Annotated in this window: 16 protein-coding genes and 3 pseudogenes; 5 read left to right on the top strand and 14 right to left on the bottom strand. The window is 62.0% G+C overall.

The annotated features are described in order from the left end of the window. Positions 1 to 121: 121 nt before the first annotated feature. The 3 genes from ROS217_RS24845 to ROS217_RS22200 are packed head-to-tail and all read left to right on the top strand — an operon-like array spanning position 122 to position 3,263. Positions 122 to 1,348 carry a site-specific integrase gene (locus ROS217_RS24845; protein ID WP_050766486.1) on the top strand — a complete coding sequence of 409 codons (1,227 nt, stop codon included), beginning with the start codon at positions 122 to 124 and terminating at the stop codon, positions 1,346 to 1,348. Continuing rightward, a complete protein-coding gene (locus ROS217_RS22205) occupies positions 1,342 to 2,259 on the top strand; it encodes a tyrosine-type recombinase/integrase (RefSeq protein ID WP_009820096.1) in 918 nt (305 codons plus the stop codon). The genes ROS217_RS24845 and ROS217_RS22205 overlap by 7 nt, the downstream gene beginning before the upstream one ends. Further along, positions 2,256 to 3,263 (top strand): tyrosine-type recombinase/integrase, encoded by a 1,008-nt coding sequence (locus tag ROS217_RS22200; protein WP_009820095.1) that lies wholly within the window; start codon positions 2,256 to 2,258, stop codon positions 3,261 to 3,263. Before ROS217_RS22205 ends, ROS217_RS22200 begins: the two co-directional genes overlap by 4 nt. Before the next feature lie 91 nt (positions 3,264 to 3,354). Here ROS217_RS22200 and ROS217_RS22195 read toward each other — a convergent pair. The 13 genes and pseudogenes from ROS217_RS22195 to ROS217_RS22140 all read right to left on the bottom strand — a co-directional run. After that, positions 3,355 to 3,615: pseudogene (locus ROS217_RS22195) on the bottom strand (hypothetical protein); the annotation flags it as partial. Next, positions 3,608 to 4,027 (bottom strand): hypothetical protein, encoded by a 420-nt coding sequence (locus tag ROS217_RS22190; RefSeq protein ID WP_009820093.1) that lies wholly within the window; start codon positions 4,025 to 4,027, stop codon positions 3,608 to 3,610. The pseudogene ROS217_RS22195 and the gene ROS217_RS22190, both read right to left, overlap by 8 nt. Positions 4,028 to 4,103: 76 nt before the next feature. Continuing rightward, positions 4,104 to 4,301, bottom strand: a complete 198-nt coding sequence (locus ROS217_RS22185; RefSeq protein WP_009820092.1) for a hypothetical protein — start codon at positions 4,299 to 4,301, stop codon at positions 4,104 to 4,106. A gap of 1 nt (position 4,302) precedes the next feature. Beyond that, positions 4,303 to 4,548: pseudogene (locus ROS217_RS22180) on the bottom strand (DUF6915 family protein); the annotation flags it as partial. 156 nt (positions 4,549 to 4,704) lie between these two features. Next, entirely contained in the window at positions 4,705 to 5,142 is a 438-nt protein-coding gene (locus ROS217_RS22175) for a hypothetical protein (protein WP_009820090.1), read from the bottom strand. Next, complete coding sequence (locus ROS217_RS24840; RefSeq protein ID WP_050766500.1) at positions 5,139 to 7,292, bottom strand: hypothetical protein; 2,154 nt, start codon at positions 7,290 to 7,292, stop codon at positions 5,139 to 5,141. Before ROS217_RS24840 ends, ROS217_RS22175 begins: the two co-directional genes overlap by 4 nt. Continuing rightward, entirely contained in the window at positions 7,289 to 8,971 is a 1,683-nt protein-coding gene (locus ROS217_RS22165; RefSeq protein ID WP_254656519.1) for a hypothetical protein, read from the bottom strand. Before ROS217_RS22165 ends, ROS217_RS24840 begins: the two co-directional genes overlap by 4 nt. A 140-nt stretch (positions 8,972 to 9,111) precedes the next feature. Beyond that, complete coding sequence (locus tag ROS217_RS22160; protein WP_009820087.1) at positions 9,112 to 10,533, bottom strand: tyrosine-type recombinase/integrase; 1,422 nt, start codon at positions 10,531 to 10,533, stop codon at positions 9,112 to 9,114. A 195-nt stretch (positions 10,534 to 10,728) separates the two neighbouring features. Then, positions 10,729 to 10,872, bottom strand: a pseudogene (locus ROS217_RS24240) (DUF6915 family protein); the annotation flags it as partial. Positions 10,873 to 10,882: 10 nt separating this feature from the next. Beyond that, on the bottom strand, positions 10,883 to 11,374 hold the full coding sequence (locus ROS217_RS22155) for a DUF6878 family protein (protein ID WP_040652129.1): 492 nt from the start codon (positions 11,372 to 11,374) through the stop codon (positions 10,883 to 10,885). A gap of 102 nt (positions 11,375 to 11,476) precedes the next feature. Beyond that, on the bottom strand, positions 11,477 to 11,995 hold the full coding sequence (locus ROS217_RS22150) for a hypothetical protein (RefSeq protein ID WP_009820084.1): 519 nt from the start codon (positions 11,993 to 11,995) through the stop codon (positions 11,477 to 11,479). A gap of 106 nt (positions 11,996 to 12,101) precedes the next feature. Then, positions 12,102 to 12,542, bottom strand: a complete 441-nt coding sequence (locus ROS217_RS22145) for a JAB domain-containing protein (protein ID WP_009820083.1) — start codon at positions 12,540 to 12,542, stop codon at positions 12,102 to 12,104. Between the two features lie 127 nt (positions 12,543 to 12,669). After that, positions 12,670 to 13,869, bottom strand: a complete 1,200-nt coding sequence (locus ROS217_RS22140; protein ID WP_009820082.1) for a hypothetical protein — start codon at positions 13,867 to 13,869, stop codon at positions 12,670 to 12,672. Positions 13,870 to 14,098: 229 nt separating this feature from the next. On the opposite strand from ROS217_RS22140, the gene ROS217_RS22135 reads away from it, so the two are divergent. Beyond that, on the top strand, positions 14,099 to 15,007 hold the full coding sequence (locus tag ROS217_RS22135) for a hypothetical protein (protein WP_009820081.1): 909 nt from the start codon (positions 14,099 to 14,101) through the stop codon (positions 15,005 to 15,007). Between the two features lie 196 nt (positions 15,008 to 15,203). On the opposite strand, the gene ROS217_RS22130 is transcribed toward ROS217_RS22135, so the two are convergent. Then, positions 15,204 to 15,608, bottom strand: coding sequence for a single-stranded DNA-binding protein (locus ROS217_RS22130; RefSeq protein WP_009820080.1), 405 nt, complete (start codon positions 15,606 to 15,608; stop codon positions 15,204 to 15,206). Between the two features lie 425 nt (positions 15,609 to 16,033). Here ROS217_RS22130 and ROS217_RS22125 point away from each other — a divergent pair, with 425 nt between their 5' ends. After that, entirely contained in the window at positions 16,034 to 16,354 is a 321-nt protein-coding gene (locus ROS217_RS22125) for an H-NS histone family protein (protein WP_009820079.1), read from the top strand. Positions 16,355 to 16,417: the final 63 nt, after the last annotated feature.

Raw genomic sequence — 16,417 nt, 5'->3', positions numbered from 1 at the left:
AACGCGAGTGATTTTCGACAATCCGCTCCGCATAACGACGAGCTTGTGCCCTCGCGGGTTCTTTTGGGCGAGAAGTGGTTCGCCGGCATTTTCCGGCATTGAACCCATGTCAGGAGATCGAATGTCCAGCACCCCCAAGAAAAGGCGGAACACTCCGCGGTATCTCACGCTTTCAAGGCTTCATTTCGCCCGCCCACACTTCGAGGGCTATGTCCGTTGGCTTCACGCACGGAATTACACCAAGTCAACGATTTCAATGCTGACCATTTACTTGGGGCATTGGACGGATTGGATGCACGACGCCGGCTATGATCTCGGCACCATCCACAGCGGATACGCAGCATCTGTACCGGCCTTCAGGGCCATGCCGAATTACTCTATGCGATTGCGATCAGGTGCCCTGTTTGTTCTCTTCCTTGAAGAACTGGGTATTGTCGACCCACTGCCGAAGCCGCCGTCCCCGAGTGATCGGTGGCCGATCCTTGGCGAGTTCCGGGATTGGATGCTCCGGAATCGCGGGGTGTTGGACAGCACCCTCGACACCTATCAGAACATCCTTGTTCACATGTTCCTCGTTCTTGGCGACGCGCCTGAAGCTTATAGCGCCCATGCAATCAGGGAGTTTGTGTTGGGACGCGCGGGCATGCACGGCGTTGCCCATGCAAGGATAACGGTGACCGCCACTCGCGCATTCCTGCGTTTCCTGATCGCAACTGGGCGTTGCCCGGCCGGCCGTGACCAGGCCATCCCGAATTTTGCGGGCTGGCAATTGGCGCCAGTACCGGACTTTCTCAACGACACTGACATCACGAGGATCGTGGCTGCTTGCAGCGGTGAGGCCCGCCTGCGCGATCGCGCGGTCATTCTGTTCCTTGTCCGACTCGGCTTGCGCGCAAGCGAAGTCGCAAACCTTGAGTTCGATCACATCGACTGGCGGAATGGTCGCATTGCCATCAGGGGTGGCAAGTCCCGTCGTGAAGAATGGCTGCCTCTTCCTCAAGAAGTCGGCGAAGCGCTGCTGGCCTATCTGGATCGGGGACGGCCGTCATTTGCCACGCCGCGCGTGTTCGTCACAGCAAAAAATCCGATGCGTCCGATGTCGAGGTTTGCTGTGAACTGTCTGGTTCAGGCGGCTCTTGACCGGGCGGGCATCCAGAGTGGCCGACGTGGTTCCCATCTGCTTCGTCATTCGGCGGCGACAGCGATGCTTCGGCATGGGGTCAATCTTGCAGGGGTCGGAGCGGTCCTCCGGCACCGCTCGCTGTCCACCACCATGCAATATGCGAAGGTTGACTTCGCTTTGCTCCGCGAAATCGCTCAGCCCTGGGCGGGGGAGGCCGCATGTTGATCGAGAAAATCAATCGCTACATCGCACTGCGACGGTCGCTTGGCTTCAAGCTCAAGGAGACGGCCAAGAACTTGGCTTCGTTCGGCCAGTTCGTCGAAGCCAAAGGTGAGCGACACGTTAGGACGGCAACAGCGGTGGCCTGGGCTGAAGGTGCGTCGACGCCAGACACTCGGTATCGCCGCATCACGGATGTCATCCGGTTGGCAACCTTTCTGCACGCAGAAGACGCTTCACATGAGATTCCGCCGGGAGGCATCTTCAAGGCGCATCGGACCAAGTTCATTCCTTACATCTTCACGGACGATGAATTGGCGAGGTTCATCGTTGCAGCTCGAGTCAGGCAACAGAACGAAAGCTCTCCAGTTCGGCGCGAAATCTATGCCGTCCTGTTTGGCCTGATCGCATCGACCGGCTTACGGATATCGGAGGCCTTGAACCTGACCCTGAGTGATGTTCTGCCGGATGGCATCTTGCACATCCGAAAGACCAAGTTTGGCAAGAACCGGATGGTGCCACTGCATCCGAGTATGATGGGCGTTCTCGACCGGTATCTGGAACTGAGGCTGGACGTCGCGGCCGAGGACGACCATCTCTTCCTTTCCGAAGGAAAGAGGAAAATCTATTACTCTGTCCCGCATAGGGCGTTCCACGAAATCCTTGCCATCGCGGCGATTGCGCCCGGTCGGCCCAGGCGCCCTCGGATCCACGATCTGCGCCACACCTTTGCGACACGGGTGCTCGAAAAGTCTGGGGCCGGGCGCGAAGCGATTGCGCGCAATGCTGTCGCGCTGATGACGTACATGGGGCATTCCAACCTCCGATACACGTACTGGTATCTGCATCGGACGCCCGAGCTGTTGGCCGAAATCTCTGCCGCAGCCGAGGAACTCTTGACGGGGGGCGGCTCATGACAGCTCTTGCGCCGGCCATTACGCAGTTCATGCAGGATTACCTCCCTCGGCAGCGCGGGTTCAGCGCCCACAGCAGCGAAACCTATGCGCATGCCTTCAAACTGCTGTTCCAGTTCGCGGCGAGGCGTGTCGGATCCAGCCCGTCGCAGCTCAGTATCGAGCAGCTGGACGCACCATTGATCCTGGCCTTTCTGGATCATCTCGAGACAGATCGGGGAAATGGCGCCACTTCGCGAAATGCACGGCTCGCGGCCATCAAGTCGTTCATGCGGTTCGTTGAATACCAGTATCCAGCCCTCCTGGCCCAAGTCGCGCAAATCCGGGCGATCCCGACAAAACGTTGCGAGAACAAGCTGGTCCAGCACCTGTCCAAGGACGAGGTGCAGGCCGTTCTGAATGCTCCCGATGTCACGACGCGCTTGGGTGCCAGGGATCGCGCCATGATGCACCTTTGTTTTGCGGGTGGGCTTCGCGTGTCGGAACTCGTAGGGGCTGCCTTGACCGATCTGGTTCTAGGCCAGGCTCCAAGCCTGCTTGTTCGAGGAAAAGGGCGAAAGCATCGGCACTTTCCACTCTGGAAGCAGACAGCCTCAGATCTGCGAGCTTGGCTTGCCGTGCGGGGGCTTACGCCTGCGCCGGAGATCTTCGTCAATGCCGAAGGGAGAGCGATGACGCGATCCGGGTTCGAGTATGTGCTCGACAAACACGTCGTGAAAGCGTCTCAGCACTGTCCATCATTGGCGGGGCGTTCAGTGTCGCCCCACCAGCTCAGGCATAGTTGCGCCGTCATCATGCTGGAGGCGACCCGCGACATCCGAAAGGTCGCGCTTTGGCTGGGACACGCGGACATCCGAACGACCGAGACCTATCTGCGCGTTGATGCAGCCCAAAAGCTCGAGGCTGTAGAGGCGGTCATCCCGCCCGAGCTGCGTCGCGGAAAGTTCAAGGCCCCGGATGCGTTGATTGCGATGCTGATGACCGGAAGGAAAAACACGCTGACCTGAACCCGTCCGGAATTATGCGGAGCGGATTGTCGAAAATCACTCGCGTTTACAGCGTGATGACCTGACCGCTCCGCATAATCCGTAGCGCGGCATAACAGGCGCCGTCGCCCTGGCTCCAGAAGCCGGAGAACCAGATACAGGGCTTGGCCCGCGTCCCACCGCCCATCAGGCGGACGGGCGTGGTTTTCAGGCGGACGCCGAGGATCTCGCAGACCCGCTGGAAATCCTCATAGACCGCGTCCCACCAGTCGTCGTGCGGGCCGAGTTCGCGATACCAGCTGCGCGCCTTTTCCTTGGCGACGTCGGAGAGTTCAGGGAACTGGTAGACTGTTGTGCAGATCACCTCAGGCATCGACGTCCTCCCCGTTCAGCGCGGCGGCCAGCCATTCATGCGTGCTGGTCCAGCCGATGGACTTGCGGGCACCAAGATCGATGACATGCGCGCCGCCGCCGAAGGCGTCGAGCCGCGGCCGGGAGCAGGTCAGAGCATACTGGAACCCCCAGAGGCCGGTGAGGTCGAGGTCTTCTGCCAGGCGCAGCACGAAGCGGATAACCGCCTCGACATCGCCGTGCTCGTCGTCATGGATCCAGAGGGTGCTGCCCTTGGAGGCGTCCTGATGCACGAGGGTGAAACCCGAGACCTCCGGATCATCGGCGTCCTGATCCGCGGCACGCAGGTCATGAAACAGCGCGAGTGCGCGGGCGGCTTTTTCGGGGCTGCCGACGTCGATCAGGCATGAGAAATGGGTGAAGTAATCCGCCATGGGGACCTCCTGAGATTGAGAAACCCGGGCCTTGGGGCCGGGCGCTGGATTGGGATGAAGGGTTGGTTGGAAGCGATCAGCCGGTCGGATTGTCACCCGATGCCTGCCGCGCGGAATGCGCACAGAGCATCTGCCGGTAGAAGCGCTTGCGCGCCGTCCGGAAGCTGCGCACGGCGCGCGTGTCGGGGTGCAGCGCCCGGACCGCCGCGCGCAGAACTGTCTGGGGCGATGCCGTCGGCGGCAGACCGAGGCGCTGAAAGGCCGGATCGGTCATGTCAGGCGACCTCGACCTCGACCACGGGCGAGGCGAGATGCGGATCGACCAGGGCCTCGATCCGCGCGGTCCGGCCCATCCAGGGTTCGGGCCGGATGGCCTTCACCCAGTCGGCGAAACTCGGGATGAAACCGAGATCTTCCTTCACATGCTGCTCACCGACCCAGCGGGTCGGGATGATCCGCCCGGTCGAGAGCGTGAGGGTCTGCCCGAAAATCGTCTCGGCCATGAATATGCCCTCGGCGTGTTATCCGGACAGTCAAGTTGTCTTTTTTTGAAAACTCTTTGCCATCATTGGGGTTTTCCCGAGTGGCATCGGTGAGACAGTTCATGGGGGCTCCCTCTCTTCTCATCCCTGTTTCACCCCAACCCAGCTCACCTCTTTCTCTTTCTGATCGTGACCTCAGGTGCCGTCCTGGGACGGCAGCCTGAACGGCAGGACTTTCGGGTCAGCCCCCGAGATCTGCTCTTCCAGAACCGCGATCAGGCGGCGTTGTTCTTCACCCTCGAGTGCGAGGATCTGGATGTGTTGCGCCAGTGTTTTGACTGTCGCGCGCAACTCGGCCAATTCGCCACCGCGTGCAGCCCGGAGTTCGGCTTCGAGTTCGCGGATACGCTCCTTCAAGCCGGCGACAGAACCTGACCGGAACCGCGCCTCAGCCGCACGAAATTCCGCGAGAACGGCGGCGGCCCGGTTGGCCGTTGCGCGGCTGAAACCGGCCTCGCGCGCGAGATTGGCGACGGTGAGGCGCCCGTCGGTATGGACGGAGGTTCCTTCGAGCAGTCGCATCATGGCGGCGCGCAAGGCGTCTTCGGTCTTCTGACTGACGGGCCGTGTCATACCTTTGGGTTCTCCAGATGAGCGATCAGCCGGCGCTTTCGATCATTGTCCTGTGTGATTGCGACCTTCTGAACCGCTGACAGGGTGTTGCCCCGCAGGAGGCGCTCACCCTCTTCGATCGAAGCCTGCCAGGGCGCAACATGACGCGAGGTCAGACAGGAATTGGGGCAGCGGTCCGGGCTGCAACGCGAAATCACCGGGGCCTCCGGCTTGTCGTCCGGTCGCAGGCAGAGGGCGCTGGCGGGATCGAAGAAGCAATCGTTCAGAAATCCGACATGCAGCGTCTTTCCAAGATGCGACAGCATCGTTCGCAAACGTTTCTGATCGACGATACGACCGGGCAGATCACCAAAGGTGTCCCGGACGTGGTCGAACTCCCGCTTGAGACGGGACGATGCCGGGCCGCCGGGCTCGTCACCCTGCAGGTAGGCCTCATAATAGGCGACCACATCGTCCAATTGGCCAAGCGCTCGTTCCTGCTCGACGGCCCGGCGAAAATCTCCGTGCGGCGCGCCTGCGTAGCCCTCGAACATCGCCACGGAGGCATGTTTGTACTGGATCTTTCCGGCGATGACACCGAAAGGGCGGTTCGCGATGTACCAAGCGATGGTGCGTCGGAACTGCCGGGTGGTGAAATGCCATGGGCGTCCGTCGACATGTGGAATGGCGGGCGGGTTTGCGACCTTCGCATCCAGACCGTCGCGAAACATCTTGATGATCGGCGACGCCTGCGCGGCCAGGTAATCCGCCGTCCAGTCCCAAGGCTTCAAGGACACCCAGAGAGATCGAAGATCACGGTCACCCCGCGCACGGCGCGACAGAGCTTCCATGGCCTCGACTGCACGGGCGACCGGAGCGATGGTGACCCAGTCGGCGGAAACGCCCGCCGCCTCGCGATGCTTGTAGACGGTGCTGCGCACGCGATATCGCTCGATCAGGTTATCGGCGCTGCGTTCAACCGAAACGCAGCCCGGTTCCATGTCCTGCAACTCGCTGTCACGCATGCCCGTCAAATATGCACAGACGATGTAGCAGGCCGCCTGCAGCATTTGTTCTTCATGCGGTAAGCTGTCCGTGTCGAAACGCTCTCGCCAGGGCAAGCCAGTATCGGGGTCGAGGCTGATCGGGGTATCCTTGCCGCCGACCTCGGTGCCCATCTCTCCCGCCATCTGGTCCAGCATCCTCACGGTCGCGGTGGAATTGCTAAGATTCCGCGTTTGGGAACAGCCGATCTGAAGACACATCAGCCTAAAATTATACGCGTTGCCTTCCCTGGCATCGAGAACACCGCGGGTCGTGTTTGGACGGCGCTCCCAAAGTGGCACGCCCCGCCCTTCTGCCCGACGGGCCTCGAGCCAGGTTCGAAGGCGACAGCGGTAGCGATACCGTTCGTGGCGGGTCTGGCGCGCATCCTCGGCAATAATCTGGGCAGAGCGGGCTTCAAGGCGATCCAGCTCTTCGCGCGCCGCGAGGATATCCGGGGCAAAGATATCGACGTAACGCATCGCCCAGTGAAGCAGCGCGCCGATGACCGGCTCGGGGATCCGCGGCGTGGCGTTCTCCGCGCTCGTCCGGCTGCGGCCGCTGACGTTGCTTGCGGTGCGCCCGCCCCAGGGCAGGAAGGGAATGCCGCCGCCAGTGACCCATGGCCCGAAGTGATGGAGGTCGATGGGGACATCAACATAGAGGCGGATCTGTTGCGATGAACGCGCGCCACCTACCTGCAGATGCGCCAGATACGCGTCCAGCACCCGCTGATCGACGCGATCCAGTGCGACGGAGCCTGTGCGATCAAGCAGGAACTCTCCGAAATGGCGCACGAAAAGCAATGTGCCTTTGGCGGTCGAGGGGCCGCAAGGGCCCCGGTAGCTGCGCAGCGGCGCCTGAAGTCGGGCGAGCATATACTCCTTCGCGAGCCGACGAAGCGCGGGGTCCGCAATGGCACCGAAATCCACACGAAACGCGGCCGGACGCGCGTTGGCGCGAAACATCGCAGGGCTGAGATCCCAGACATCGTCCCCGAAACGGGACAGCGTCGACCGCTCCGATCCCGGTCTGAGCGGTCTACCTGCGAGGACGTCGGTGTCGTCGGCATGGATTGCCGATGGCAGCGATGGCTTTGCCGTCGTTATGGCCGGTTTTGCTCTCATGCCAGACCCGCCTCCGGAGGAAGGTAGATCTGTGCCGGCTGGTGGGCGACGAGTGCCCGCGCGGCGTCGAGATCGGTCTCGGAAAACTGCGGCAATATCTGCGCGGCAATCCTGTGGTGGGCCCGCCCAAACTTCGCCTGCCAATCAGCTTCCGACAGAGCCTTGCGCTGGCTCACGACAAAATCCAGAAACGCCAGCAGCGCAGGAAGCTTGCGGATGGTGATGACGCCATTGCGGCATTCGAGACAGCCCCAGAACGGCACCGGGCAGGCCTCGCCCGAGTTGGCGAACGGGCTGCTGTAGAAGCCGGAACAGCTTGCCAGCCACACATCCTGTTCGCCTGCCAGCAATGCCGGAACATCGGTCGCCATGCCCCCCGGAAAGCCGAGCTGTGCCGAAGACGGAGCTGCCGAGACATTGGCCTCGGCCTCCGGGGTCAACACGGTGGGCCGCAACGCATCTTCGACAGCGTTCATCAGCGCCTCGGCGACGGTGGCTTCGTGGATCGGCCGCAATGCCGGAATGTCCCCATAGTGGTTCGCGGCGACTTCGACGGTATGCCCGACCGCAAACCGGCGCAGCTGACCGCCGGTCTTGCGATACCACGCAGCCTTGTGGGTCTTGCGCAAACGCGAGAGGCAGAGCTTCAATGGCTTCCCATCATCATCCTGCAACCCGTGGCGTTTTACCCAGACCTGTCTGGCCGACTGCATCGGCCGTACGACATCGGTCAGGCGGCCACGGCAGTAATACGTGAAAAGCTGTTCGCTCCCGAGATGACCGCGTGCCGTCGCGGTCCACTGAATTGCGAGGCGCAGCAGGCCGCCCGGGGTGCCTGACCCTCCGTCCCGAACCCGCAGCCGCTTCCACTCGGCATGACGGGCGCGGCGCTTGCAATACTCGATCTCGACATAGCCGCTGGAAGGGTTTTTGAGACAATCGGCGCGCAGGGTCTTGATCGCCTCGATCTCGAGACCGGTCTCCAGCGACAGCAGGACGAACAGAGCAATCAGATCGCCGAGGAGCAGATGCCGCGTGCCATGCATCCTGTCGCTCAGCCCCTCATTCGAAATCCCCGCATAGTTCCGGGCCCCGTAGAGTTGACGAAAAAGGTCGTTCTTGACGATAATGAAACCGACACGGTCGATCTCCGCGAAGGCGTCCATCTCCAACCGGTCGATGCGTGTCTCGCACTCCCGTTCAAGCGCCGGACGGAATCGCTGCACGATCGCTGCAACATCGGCACGCGCGGCCGCCTTCAAGGCCACCCGGACACTGTCGCTGTAGGCATCGCGCGGGCGCGGTGGAACACCCGGGCGCGTGCTGACATAGAACAATCGGCGGGAGGCCTCTTCGGAAAGGCAGCCTGGTTCTCCCGCATCCGCCAACCGCAGCAGCATCACCACATCTCCCATCTGGTGACGGCGATGATTGGGATGCTGTCCGCGCTCATCCATCCACGCGTCGAAGCCTTCGATGGTAGCAACATCAATCTCGGCTAGCGCCTGTACGGATGAACCTGTCGCATCGAGATAGCGCCAGAACCGATGGATGGCTTCGGCCAATGACATGGCGGTGCGGACGGTGCCGGCGGGGCCACCGACCTGACATGCCTGCCAGAGTGCCAGCGTGAAGGCCCGCGCAAGCGAATTGCGACCTGGCAAACGCGTCAGGTCCATCGTCGCAGTCCGTCCGGCCAAGGTAATCTCGAAACGGCGGGCGGTGATGGCAATGGCGGCCGCGGGACCGGGATCGGAAAGATTGTCAGGAAAACTCGCGCGTCGCCCTGGGCGGGGCTGTGAGACGCGGGCTCTGCCGGTCATCGATCGTCCGCCATGAGTTCGTCGGTCCAGCGATCCGCCGCCGCATCGACGAGTTCCTGCGCCTCGGCAAGGCTGTCGAGATAGATGTAGGTGCTAGCGATGTTCGCGTGGCCGAGGAGGTGCTGGAGATGGCGGAGCGGATCGCCAAGCATCTGCCGATAGGCAGCACCGTGCGCATCGGTGGGTTTGAAGATTCTGCCCACCTGTTCGCGGATCAGCATCGACAACATGTTGACCGCAAAGGTGTGCCGCAACATGTGCGGTGTGACGATGATATTGAGGCCGAAGGCCTGGCACCGCTGGCTTGCCCTACGAAACGCTACCTCCCAAGTACCCGACGACACGGGCTGGCCGCGTTCCGTGAGCCAGAGCGATGCGTGTTCAGGCATCCCATCAGGTGATCGCAGCAGCCGTTGGCGGTCTTGCGCACGGAGCCTGGTCAGCGCGATGCGCCGACCACTGTCATCAATGGCGTTGCGGCCATCGGGTGACAATACAAAGGGGACGGCCGGACGAGGCGGCGCCTTGGCGGCGGCAATCCGGCGCTCGATATCGACGTAATCCCCGATCAGCTTGAGCACACGGCGCGGCAACCGGATGCGGCGCGGGCGTTCGCCCTTGGTGATCGCGCCCGGAAGATCGAAAAGAAGTATCCGCGGGCTGTCCGAGGTCAACCGAGGCAGTTCGTCGATAATCAGGCTACCAGCCTCACCGAGGCGCACCCCCGTGGTGACGAGCAGTTCCGCGAAGACGGCATTCCGCTCGCAATTGCGGCCGCGCCAGACTGGGTCCTCGGACCCGTCCGGCAATCTTCCTCTCAGGCCGATATCCCGGAACGCGAGGTAGCGGCCGATATCGACGAATTGCATGTCATGCGGGCGTGCGGCACGTTCCCGGGCCCTGTTACCCTCGACGACCTTGGGCGCTGCCCGCCCTTGCCCATGACGAAAGGACAGGTCGTATCGAAACGGCGAGGATGCGATCAGGCCCTCTTCGAGCGCCCACCGATACAGTTTGTCGAGCGCCGCGATCGCCCTGTTCCAGCTGGATGCCGAAATCCGGAACGGTGCATCCGACAAACGCCGTGCATGATGAAACGCGATGACATCGTTGTAATCGGCACGCCAAAGCTGCTTTCCACCACGCCGTTCTTCCAGAAACCGCATCCAGACGAAGATGTCATGGGCGTAAGCGCGCAAACTGTACCGCGAACGCACCCCGATGGTCGGACAGGCACGAAAGAACCGATTCACCTCATGCAAGTAGCTTCCGTCCCGATCCAAAAAGAACGGCATGCCATCCATCAGGCCGATCCTGCCAGCGGCCTCAGTCAGGGACACGGAAAGATCGGCCGGAACGCCTTCGACCGAAACGGGCGTGCGCAGCGCCGATCCGTCGGTGAAATAAAGCTGCGTCATCCATCCTCCAAAGGCGTTCGCGTCCAGCAAACGACGCCCGCGACTCCAGTCGCGCTAAAACCGAAGCGCCGCCAGCCCCGTCCCTACGGCCCTTTTGATGGAGAGCGGGCCGGGGCTGGCTTATCTCTCAATCCTAAGGTTCCGCATAACCCGCACCATGCACAGGAATAAGACGCTTCCATAGAGTCAGGATAAGGCATGGTGGCGCAAGGCCCGGTGCCGAAAGTCCGCAGTAATCTCCTTGCTCTGGTCGAACCAAGTATGCACGGCCATGTAGCAGTCGACCGTACCGCCCCATTTCTTCACCGAGGACAGGGCGTGGTGATAGGGATGTGCCATCGCCGCCCCCTCAAAAATCATGGGTGAAGAGTTCGGACGAGGTGAAGCGCTCGTTGAACTCGAGATGGATGCAGCGGGCGGAAGCGTCGAAGCAGAACTCGCCGTAGGCGCCATCGTTGTTTTCCCAACCGCCATGGGTGTCGGAGAGGAAGTCGTAGGTGAGCTGCTCGACGACATCCTCCAGCGAGAGCTTCCGCATCTCGACCTCGGGGTCATCCCAGGTCAGCGCGGCATAGGGGATTTCAGTCGCGGGGAAGTCGACAGCCGTCTCACCCGCCCAGGCGCCGATGCTTTCGATCTGGCCGCTATCCCCGGCACCGTCGAACGTCACGGTGACATGGGTGATGCCGGCGGCCATGAGGCCGTCGAAGAGGCGATCCTTGTTGCCAGGGCGTAGCGCTTCGATGCGGGCCGCGCGCGCGGCATGCGCCGCGAAGATCTGGCCCATGTCGACGGACGAGGGTGCCATTGGCGGCGTGAGGGTGGGTTCAGTCTGGGTCATGGATATCTCCGTTCGGTGAGGACAGGTCAGATCCCCGGGTGGCGCACTCCTCTGCCCCCCGAAGGCTCAAACCCCTCCCATCCCTCCTCTGTCTCTCGGGCGTCACGCCGCGATCTGCAGCGCGCGGGCGGCAAAAGCGCGCCACAGCGGATCGACCAGACGCGCATCCAGCAGATCGGCACGGTGACGAAGCCGCTGCGCCAATTCAGGCTCGTGCCAGTCAGTGGCACGGCCAGCCTGGGCGCGCAGCTGAACCGCCTCGGTCACGACGGCCCGCGCCTCAAGAGCATTGGCGACAGGGTGGCACCAAGCCACAGCGCCATGACTGGCGGCCCCGGCAAGAACCAGGCGCTGGTCGCAATCAAGGATGGCCAGAAACTGCGGCGCTGCATCGGGGCCGTTGTCCTCGGCAAGTTCAAACGCCCCCTGCATGGCATCCGCCAAGGTCGCAAAACGCTCAACGACCACGGGGGCAGCGGTGCCCGACATCAGGGCTGCCGGCGTCCGGCGCATCCGCGTCAGCGCGAAAGGCAGGCTGGGATCAGGAGCGACAGTTGCGCCACTTGAAACGAGCCCCATCGGGCGCGGGCTCGGTTGGATCGGCAGGGGAAGGTCAAACATGGCAATGTCTCCAACGGCACGGGAAGCCACTCTCCCCGCCTCATCCGTCAAAGACCAAACCGCCGCCCTCTTCCTCGAAGGGGCGGCGGCTGGTCTGCTGGCACCCTCAGAGCTTGCCGAGGGCCCGCAGGCTCAGCTCCGTCCCGGCGCCGACGATGATGTGGTCATGCAGCGTCAGGCCGAGATACTTGCAGCCCTTCTGGATCTCCTTGGTCATGCTGAGATCAGCCTCGGACGGCGTCGGATCACCCGACGGGTGGTTGTGGATCAGGATCAGGGCGCTGGCGTTCAGCATCAGGGCGCGCTTGATCACCTCGCGCGGATAGACCGGGACATGATCAACTGTGCCGGTCGACAAAAGCTCATCGGCGATGATGCGGTTCTTGCGGTCGAGATAGAGGACATGGAAGCGCTCGACGGGACCTCGGACGGTCAGCGCGCAGTAGTCTAGCAGCGCCTGCCAGCTGCCGATGACCGGGTTCTGGCTAAGGTAACGGCCGAGGATATCGCGGGCCTCGAGAATGACGGTTTCTTCCTGGGGGGTCATGGGCGTCTCGCTGAAATCCGCACACCGAAGCCCCCTGCCCTTTCGGGGCAAAGCCAACGGCGTGCATGTTGAGAAAAAAGCTACAGCGACCGCCCCGGTGTCGGGCGATCGCTGCGTGGGGGCTCTGTCAGCCGACCCGGTCGAGGAGCTTCTTGGCGCGCCCTTCCATGTCGAGGCGCGCATCCTGCTGGGTCTTGTCGCGCGCAAGCCGCGTGATGCCCTGCACGAAGTCGAAGATACTCTCGGGCGGGCGGCCTTCTTCCATCAGCACTTTCTCGATGATCTTGCCGGACTCCGCCTTCGAGAAGCCCCGCTTGCGCAGGAAATCCGCGCGATCATCATCGCTGCGCGCCACGATCTGCTGCCGCGCGGCCTTGATGCCGTTCACAAACCCCTGCGGCGAGGAATTGGCGAAACGCGTCAGCGCCGGGGCCGCCTCATGGGCAAAGCGGGAGGCGGCGTATTTCGAATGCCGGATGCGGATCTCCTGGAAATCCTCGACGCCCCACAGATTCCTGTTTTGACACACCGCCCGCAGGTAAAAGCTCGCCATGCCGAGCGTCTTGGCTCCGACCTCCGAGTTCCAGCAGTAAAAACCCCGGAAGTAGAGATCAGGGGAGCCATCCGGCAGCTTGCCCGCCTCAATCGGGTTGCGATCATCGACCAAGAACAGGAAGACATCGCGGTCCGAGGCATAAAGCGTGGTCGTGTCGCGGCTGATCTCGACATCGGGGTTGTAAACCCCGGTCGACCAGTCGAGCACGCCCGGCACCTTCCAGCGCGTGTCGCCCGTTCCATTGCCCGCGATGCGCTGCACCGCCTCGACCAGTTCGAAATCGTGGATGCGGCCATAATCGGGGCCGGTCACGGCGCGCAACTCCGTGCGGCCATCTTCGGTCTCGAAGGTCTTCACCTGCTCGGCGCGGTGGTTGGTCAGACCATATTGCAGATTGATCCCCGCCAGCGGCGCAGGCAACTGCCGCAGGTAGGAGGCAGGCGCGCCAACGATACTGGCAAGCTGGCCAAACGCCCAATGCGTGGGCGCGACCGGTTCTTGCGCCTTCGGCAACATCAGGTGAAACCGCTCGGGGTTGTCGCGCGCGGCCTCGACCCGAATATCCGCCGTCTGCACCACGCGGCTACGGCTGCGTTCCGACCGACCTTTCACATTGGCCCAGAGATCATCGAGCGACAGATACCGCTCGTCATCGGGCCGGTTGAACCATTCGGACGACACCCGCCCGTTCCGCTCACCCCGGCTTACATCCACTTTCCAGCCACCAGCCCGCGTCGGCTGCACCGGATCCAGAACTTCTACAACGCCCATCGGCTATCTCCCGTGACAGGCGCCGGGAGCCACTCTCCCAGCCCTAAACCCGTCACCGGGAAACCGGCACTCCTCTCACTCTGAGGGACGCGACCGGCGGCACTGCACATCGCCTAGGTGCATGCTTAGCCGCTAAACTGAACGCTGGACGCGCTGGAAGTCGGCGCGTTATCTGCCAGAGCGCAATCACAAGACCCGTTCGTCGCGATAAATTTGAAAGCTGTTCACAATGACCGTAAATCGAAACGAAGCTCGCCGCTTATATCTACGCGCGCTTGACCTAATTTCTCGTCTCAATCTGCGGCTCTTTGCGGTCGAAGAGGCCGACCAACTAGGCCTCATTGAGGCCGATGAGCGGCGTGAAATGCAGGTCATCCTCAATAGCGCAACAGACACGATGAGCGCGCTTGCGCGCGTTGATGCCGTGGCTCAGGCACTGGTTGGGTTGGTCGATGAGGCTATTAGGGATGCGCTGCGTGATCCAACTGCCGTTGTGTCAGTTCCCGTTGATGATATTGAGGAACATGAAGAGGAAGCCTATGTCCATGTGCTCGTATTGCAGTCATTGGCGGCACGGCTCGCCGCAATCTACGGGCTCGATGTTCAAGAACAAGACCATGGACTAACTTCACCGCAGGTTCGGCTCCGGATGATCTGCCAAAACATTGGTGATTCGCTTCTCTTTCTAATGCAGAAAAAGATGATCGAAATTCCCAAGAGCGAGCATCACGTCAAGCATATCTTATTCGCGTGCATCAAAGCTGCATTTCAAGATGCGCTTCCTGACGGCAAGGTGGCATTTCCTTCAGCCCTGAAGGGACACGTGCCGGACCTTTCAGTGCCCATGATCAAGGCGTGCGTCGAAACCAAGGTGGCGCGATCCCCCTCGGACCTCTCGAATGTTGTCGACGGTCTATTGGCCGATATGAGCACTTACGGTTCAACTGACTACTCGACCTTTTTCGCTGTAATTTACACTAGCAATAGTAAATTGACGCAGGAGTTGCTCGACCTAGTGCTTGAACAGCGCCAGACGCTGTTGGGCCTCAATCCAAAATATCAATGGAAATGGTTGCTAGTTCGAGGGCCATTAGCTCCGGCGAGTTCTAGGAACGGGACAGCAAAAGCACTGGCATAGATTGTGAGGCTGCTCAGTTTAACAGCTTCGAGCTTGGCTTTGGTCGCCTATTGGCGCATCTACTGCAAGCTGGACGGTGGCTTTGGGGAGCGCTGCCACTGAGCATTTGCTTAGCACCGACAGTGGGCTTAGGGCCGAGATCAACCCGAACCCGGCGGGTTGCCCCGCCGGGCCCGAGGGGGAGACCCCGTTCCTTTCAGAACGGGATCTCGTCGTCGCGGTCGACCAGCTCGGGGTTTTCGGTCTCGGCCGACTTCGGGCGGCTCAGGAAGTCGACCTTCTCGGCGATGATCTCGCAGCCGTAGCGGTCGTTCCCCATGCTGTCGATCCACTTGGTGTAGTGGATGCGGCCGTGGACGAGGACCTTCATGCCCTTTTCACAGTGCTCCGCGACCGTCTTGCCGAGGCCGTTGAAGCAGGTGATGCGGTGCCATTCCGTGTCCATGACCCGGTAGCCGTTCTCGTCGCGTAGGACGCGACCTTCCGAGAGGCGGGGGCGGGAGGTGGCGAGGCTGAAGTTGGTGATCTTGGTGCCGCCCTGGGTGGTGCGGACTTCGGGGGTCTGACCGATGTTGCCGGCGAGGATGACGATGTTCTGCATGATAAGCTCCTGTGTGTCCTGTCTTCGGGACCGTCCCTTCGACAAGACCCGGAAAAAGCCCGTCGGGTGACGCGTGCACGGTGGACGGAACGGACGCCGGAAACCCCCAGAGGACCGGGGTGGAGCGGGCAGCCCCAAAGGGGCAACACGGCCCGGTCTGAAGCGGGGTTGCGCGCAGGCAACCGAACGGGATTAGGGGATTGTCAGTCGAAGGGATGGCCCAGGAGACAGAGAAGCGCGGGGAGCCCATGCCAGATCCTGTCACCCTGCCCATCGGAACAGCCTGACCCCCAGTTCCGCACCTCACTGGCGACGACACCGGCGATCAACAGCCCCCGCCACCCCTGCCCCAGCCTTCCGGGAGTTGCGGCACCCTCCCGCGACAGGCTATCGATACAGGGACATTCAGGACACGGACTGCATCAATGGCTGATTACGATCTCGAGGCACTGTCGCTCGGCGAGCTGAAGAAAATGCAGAAGGACGTCGCCAAGGCGATTTCCACATTCGAGGATCGGCAGAAGGCGGAAGCCCGCGCCAAGGTGGAAGCTCTCGCCCGGGATCTGGGCTACTCCCTGTCCGAACTTGTCGGCACCGAAACGAAATCCTCCCGTGCGCCTGCCGCGGCGAAATACCGGCACCCCGAGAACCCGACACTCACCTGGTCGGGCCGAGGGCGCAAACCACAGTGGTTCGTGGAGGCGTTGGAGGCGGGAAAGACCGCGAGCGATATGGCCATCAGTTGAAGGCTTGACCTACGCGATCGACCCATTGCCGAAATTCGTGCCCAACGCAGCCGATGACCGGTC

Origin of the sequence: Roseovarius sp. 217 (assembly GCF_000152845.1) — a bacterium.
Lineage (GTDB): Bacteria > Pseudomonadota > Alphaproteobacteria > Rhodobacterales > Rhodobacteraceae > Roseovarius.
The sequence above is the reverse complement of the archived record's forward strand: the minus strand, read 5'-3'. Positions and strand labels throughout refer to the sequence as shown.

Coding starts and splice junctions, on each gene's coding strand:
- ROS217_RS24845 (WP_050766486.1), top strand. CDS start 122: ATGTCCAGCACCCCCAAGAAAAGGCGGAACACTCCGCGGTATCTCACG.
- ROS217_RS22205 (WP_009820096.1), top strand. CDS start 1,342: ATGTTGATCGAGAAAATCAATCGCTACATCGCACTGCGACGGTCGCTT.
- ROS217_RS22200 (WP_009820095.1), top strand. CDS start 2,256: ATGACAGCTCTTGCGCCGGCCATTACGCAGTTCATGCAGGATTACCTC.
- ROS217_RS22190 (WP_009820093.1), bottom strand. CDS start 4,027: ATGGCGGATTACTTCACCCATTTCTCATGCCTGATCGACGTCGGCAGC.
- ROS217_RS22185 (WP_009820092.1), bottom strand. CDS start 4,301: ATGACCGATCCGGCCTTTCAGCGCCTCGGTCTGCCGCCGACGGCATCG.
- ROS217_RS22175 (WP_009820090.1), bottom strand. CDS start 5,142: ATGACACGGCCCGTCAGTCAGAAGACCGAAGACGCCTTGCGCGCCGCC.
- ROS217_RS24840 (WP_050766500.1), bottom strand. CDS start 7,292: ATGAGAGCAAAACCGGCCATAACGACGGCAAAGCCATCGCTGCCATCG.
- ROS217_RS22165 (WP_254656519.1), bottom strand. CDS start 8,971: ATGGACCTGACGCGTTTGCCAGGTCGCAATTCGCTTGCGCGGGCCTTC.
- ROS217_RS22160 (WP_009820087.1), bottom strand. CDS start 10,533: ATGACGCAGCTTTATTTCACCGACGGATCGGCGCTGCGCACGCCCGTT.
- ROS217_RS22155 (WP_040652129.1), bottom strand. CDS start 11,374: ATGACCCAGACTGAACCCACCCTCACGCCGCCAATGGCACCCTCGTCC.
- ROS217_RS22150 (WP_009820084.1), bottom strand. CDS start 11,995: ATGTTTGACCTTCCCCTGCCGATCCAACCGAGCCCGCGCCCGATGGGG.
- ROS217_RS22145 (WP_009820083.1), bottom strand. CDS start 12,542: ATGACCCCCCAGGAAGAAACCGTCATTCTCGAGGCCCGCGATATCCTC.
- ROS217_RS22140 (WP_009820082.1), bottom strand. CDS start 13,869: ATGGGCGTTGTAGAAGTTCTGGATCCGGTGCAGCCGACGCGGGCTGGT.
- ROS217_RS22135 (WP_009820081.1), top strand. CDS start 14,099: ATGACCGTAAATCGAAACGAAGCTCGCCGCTTATATCTACGCGCGCTT.
- ROS217_RS22130 (WP_009820080.1), bottom strand. CDS start 15,608: ATGCAGAACATCGTCATCCTCGCCGGCAACATCGGTCAGACCCCCGAA.
- ROS217_RS22125 (WP_009820079.1), top strand. CDS start 16,034: ATGGCTGATTACGATCTCGAGGCACTGTCGCTCGGCGAGCTGAAGAAA.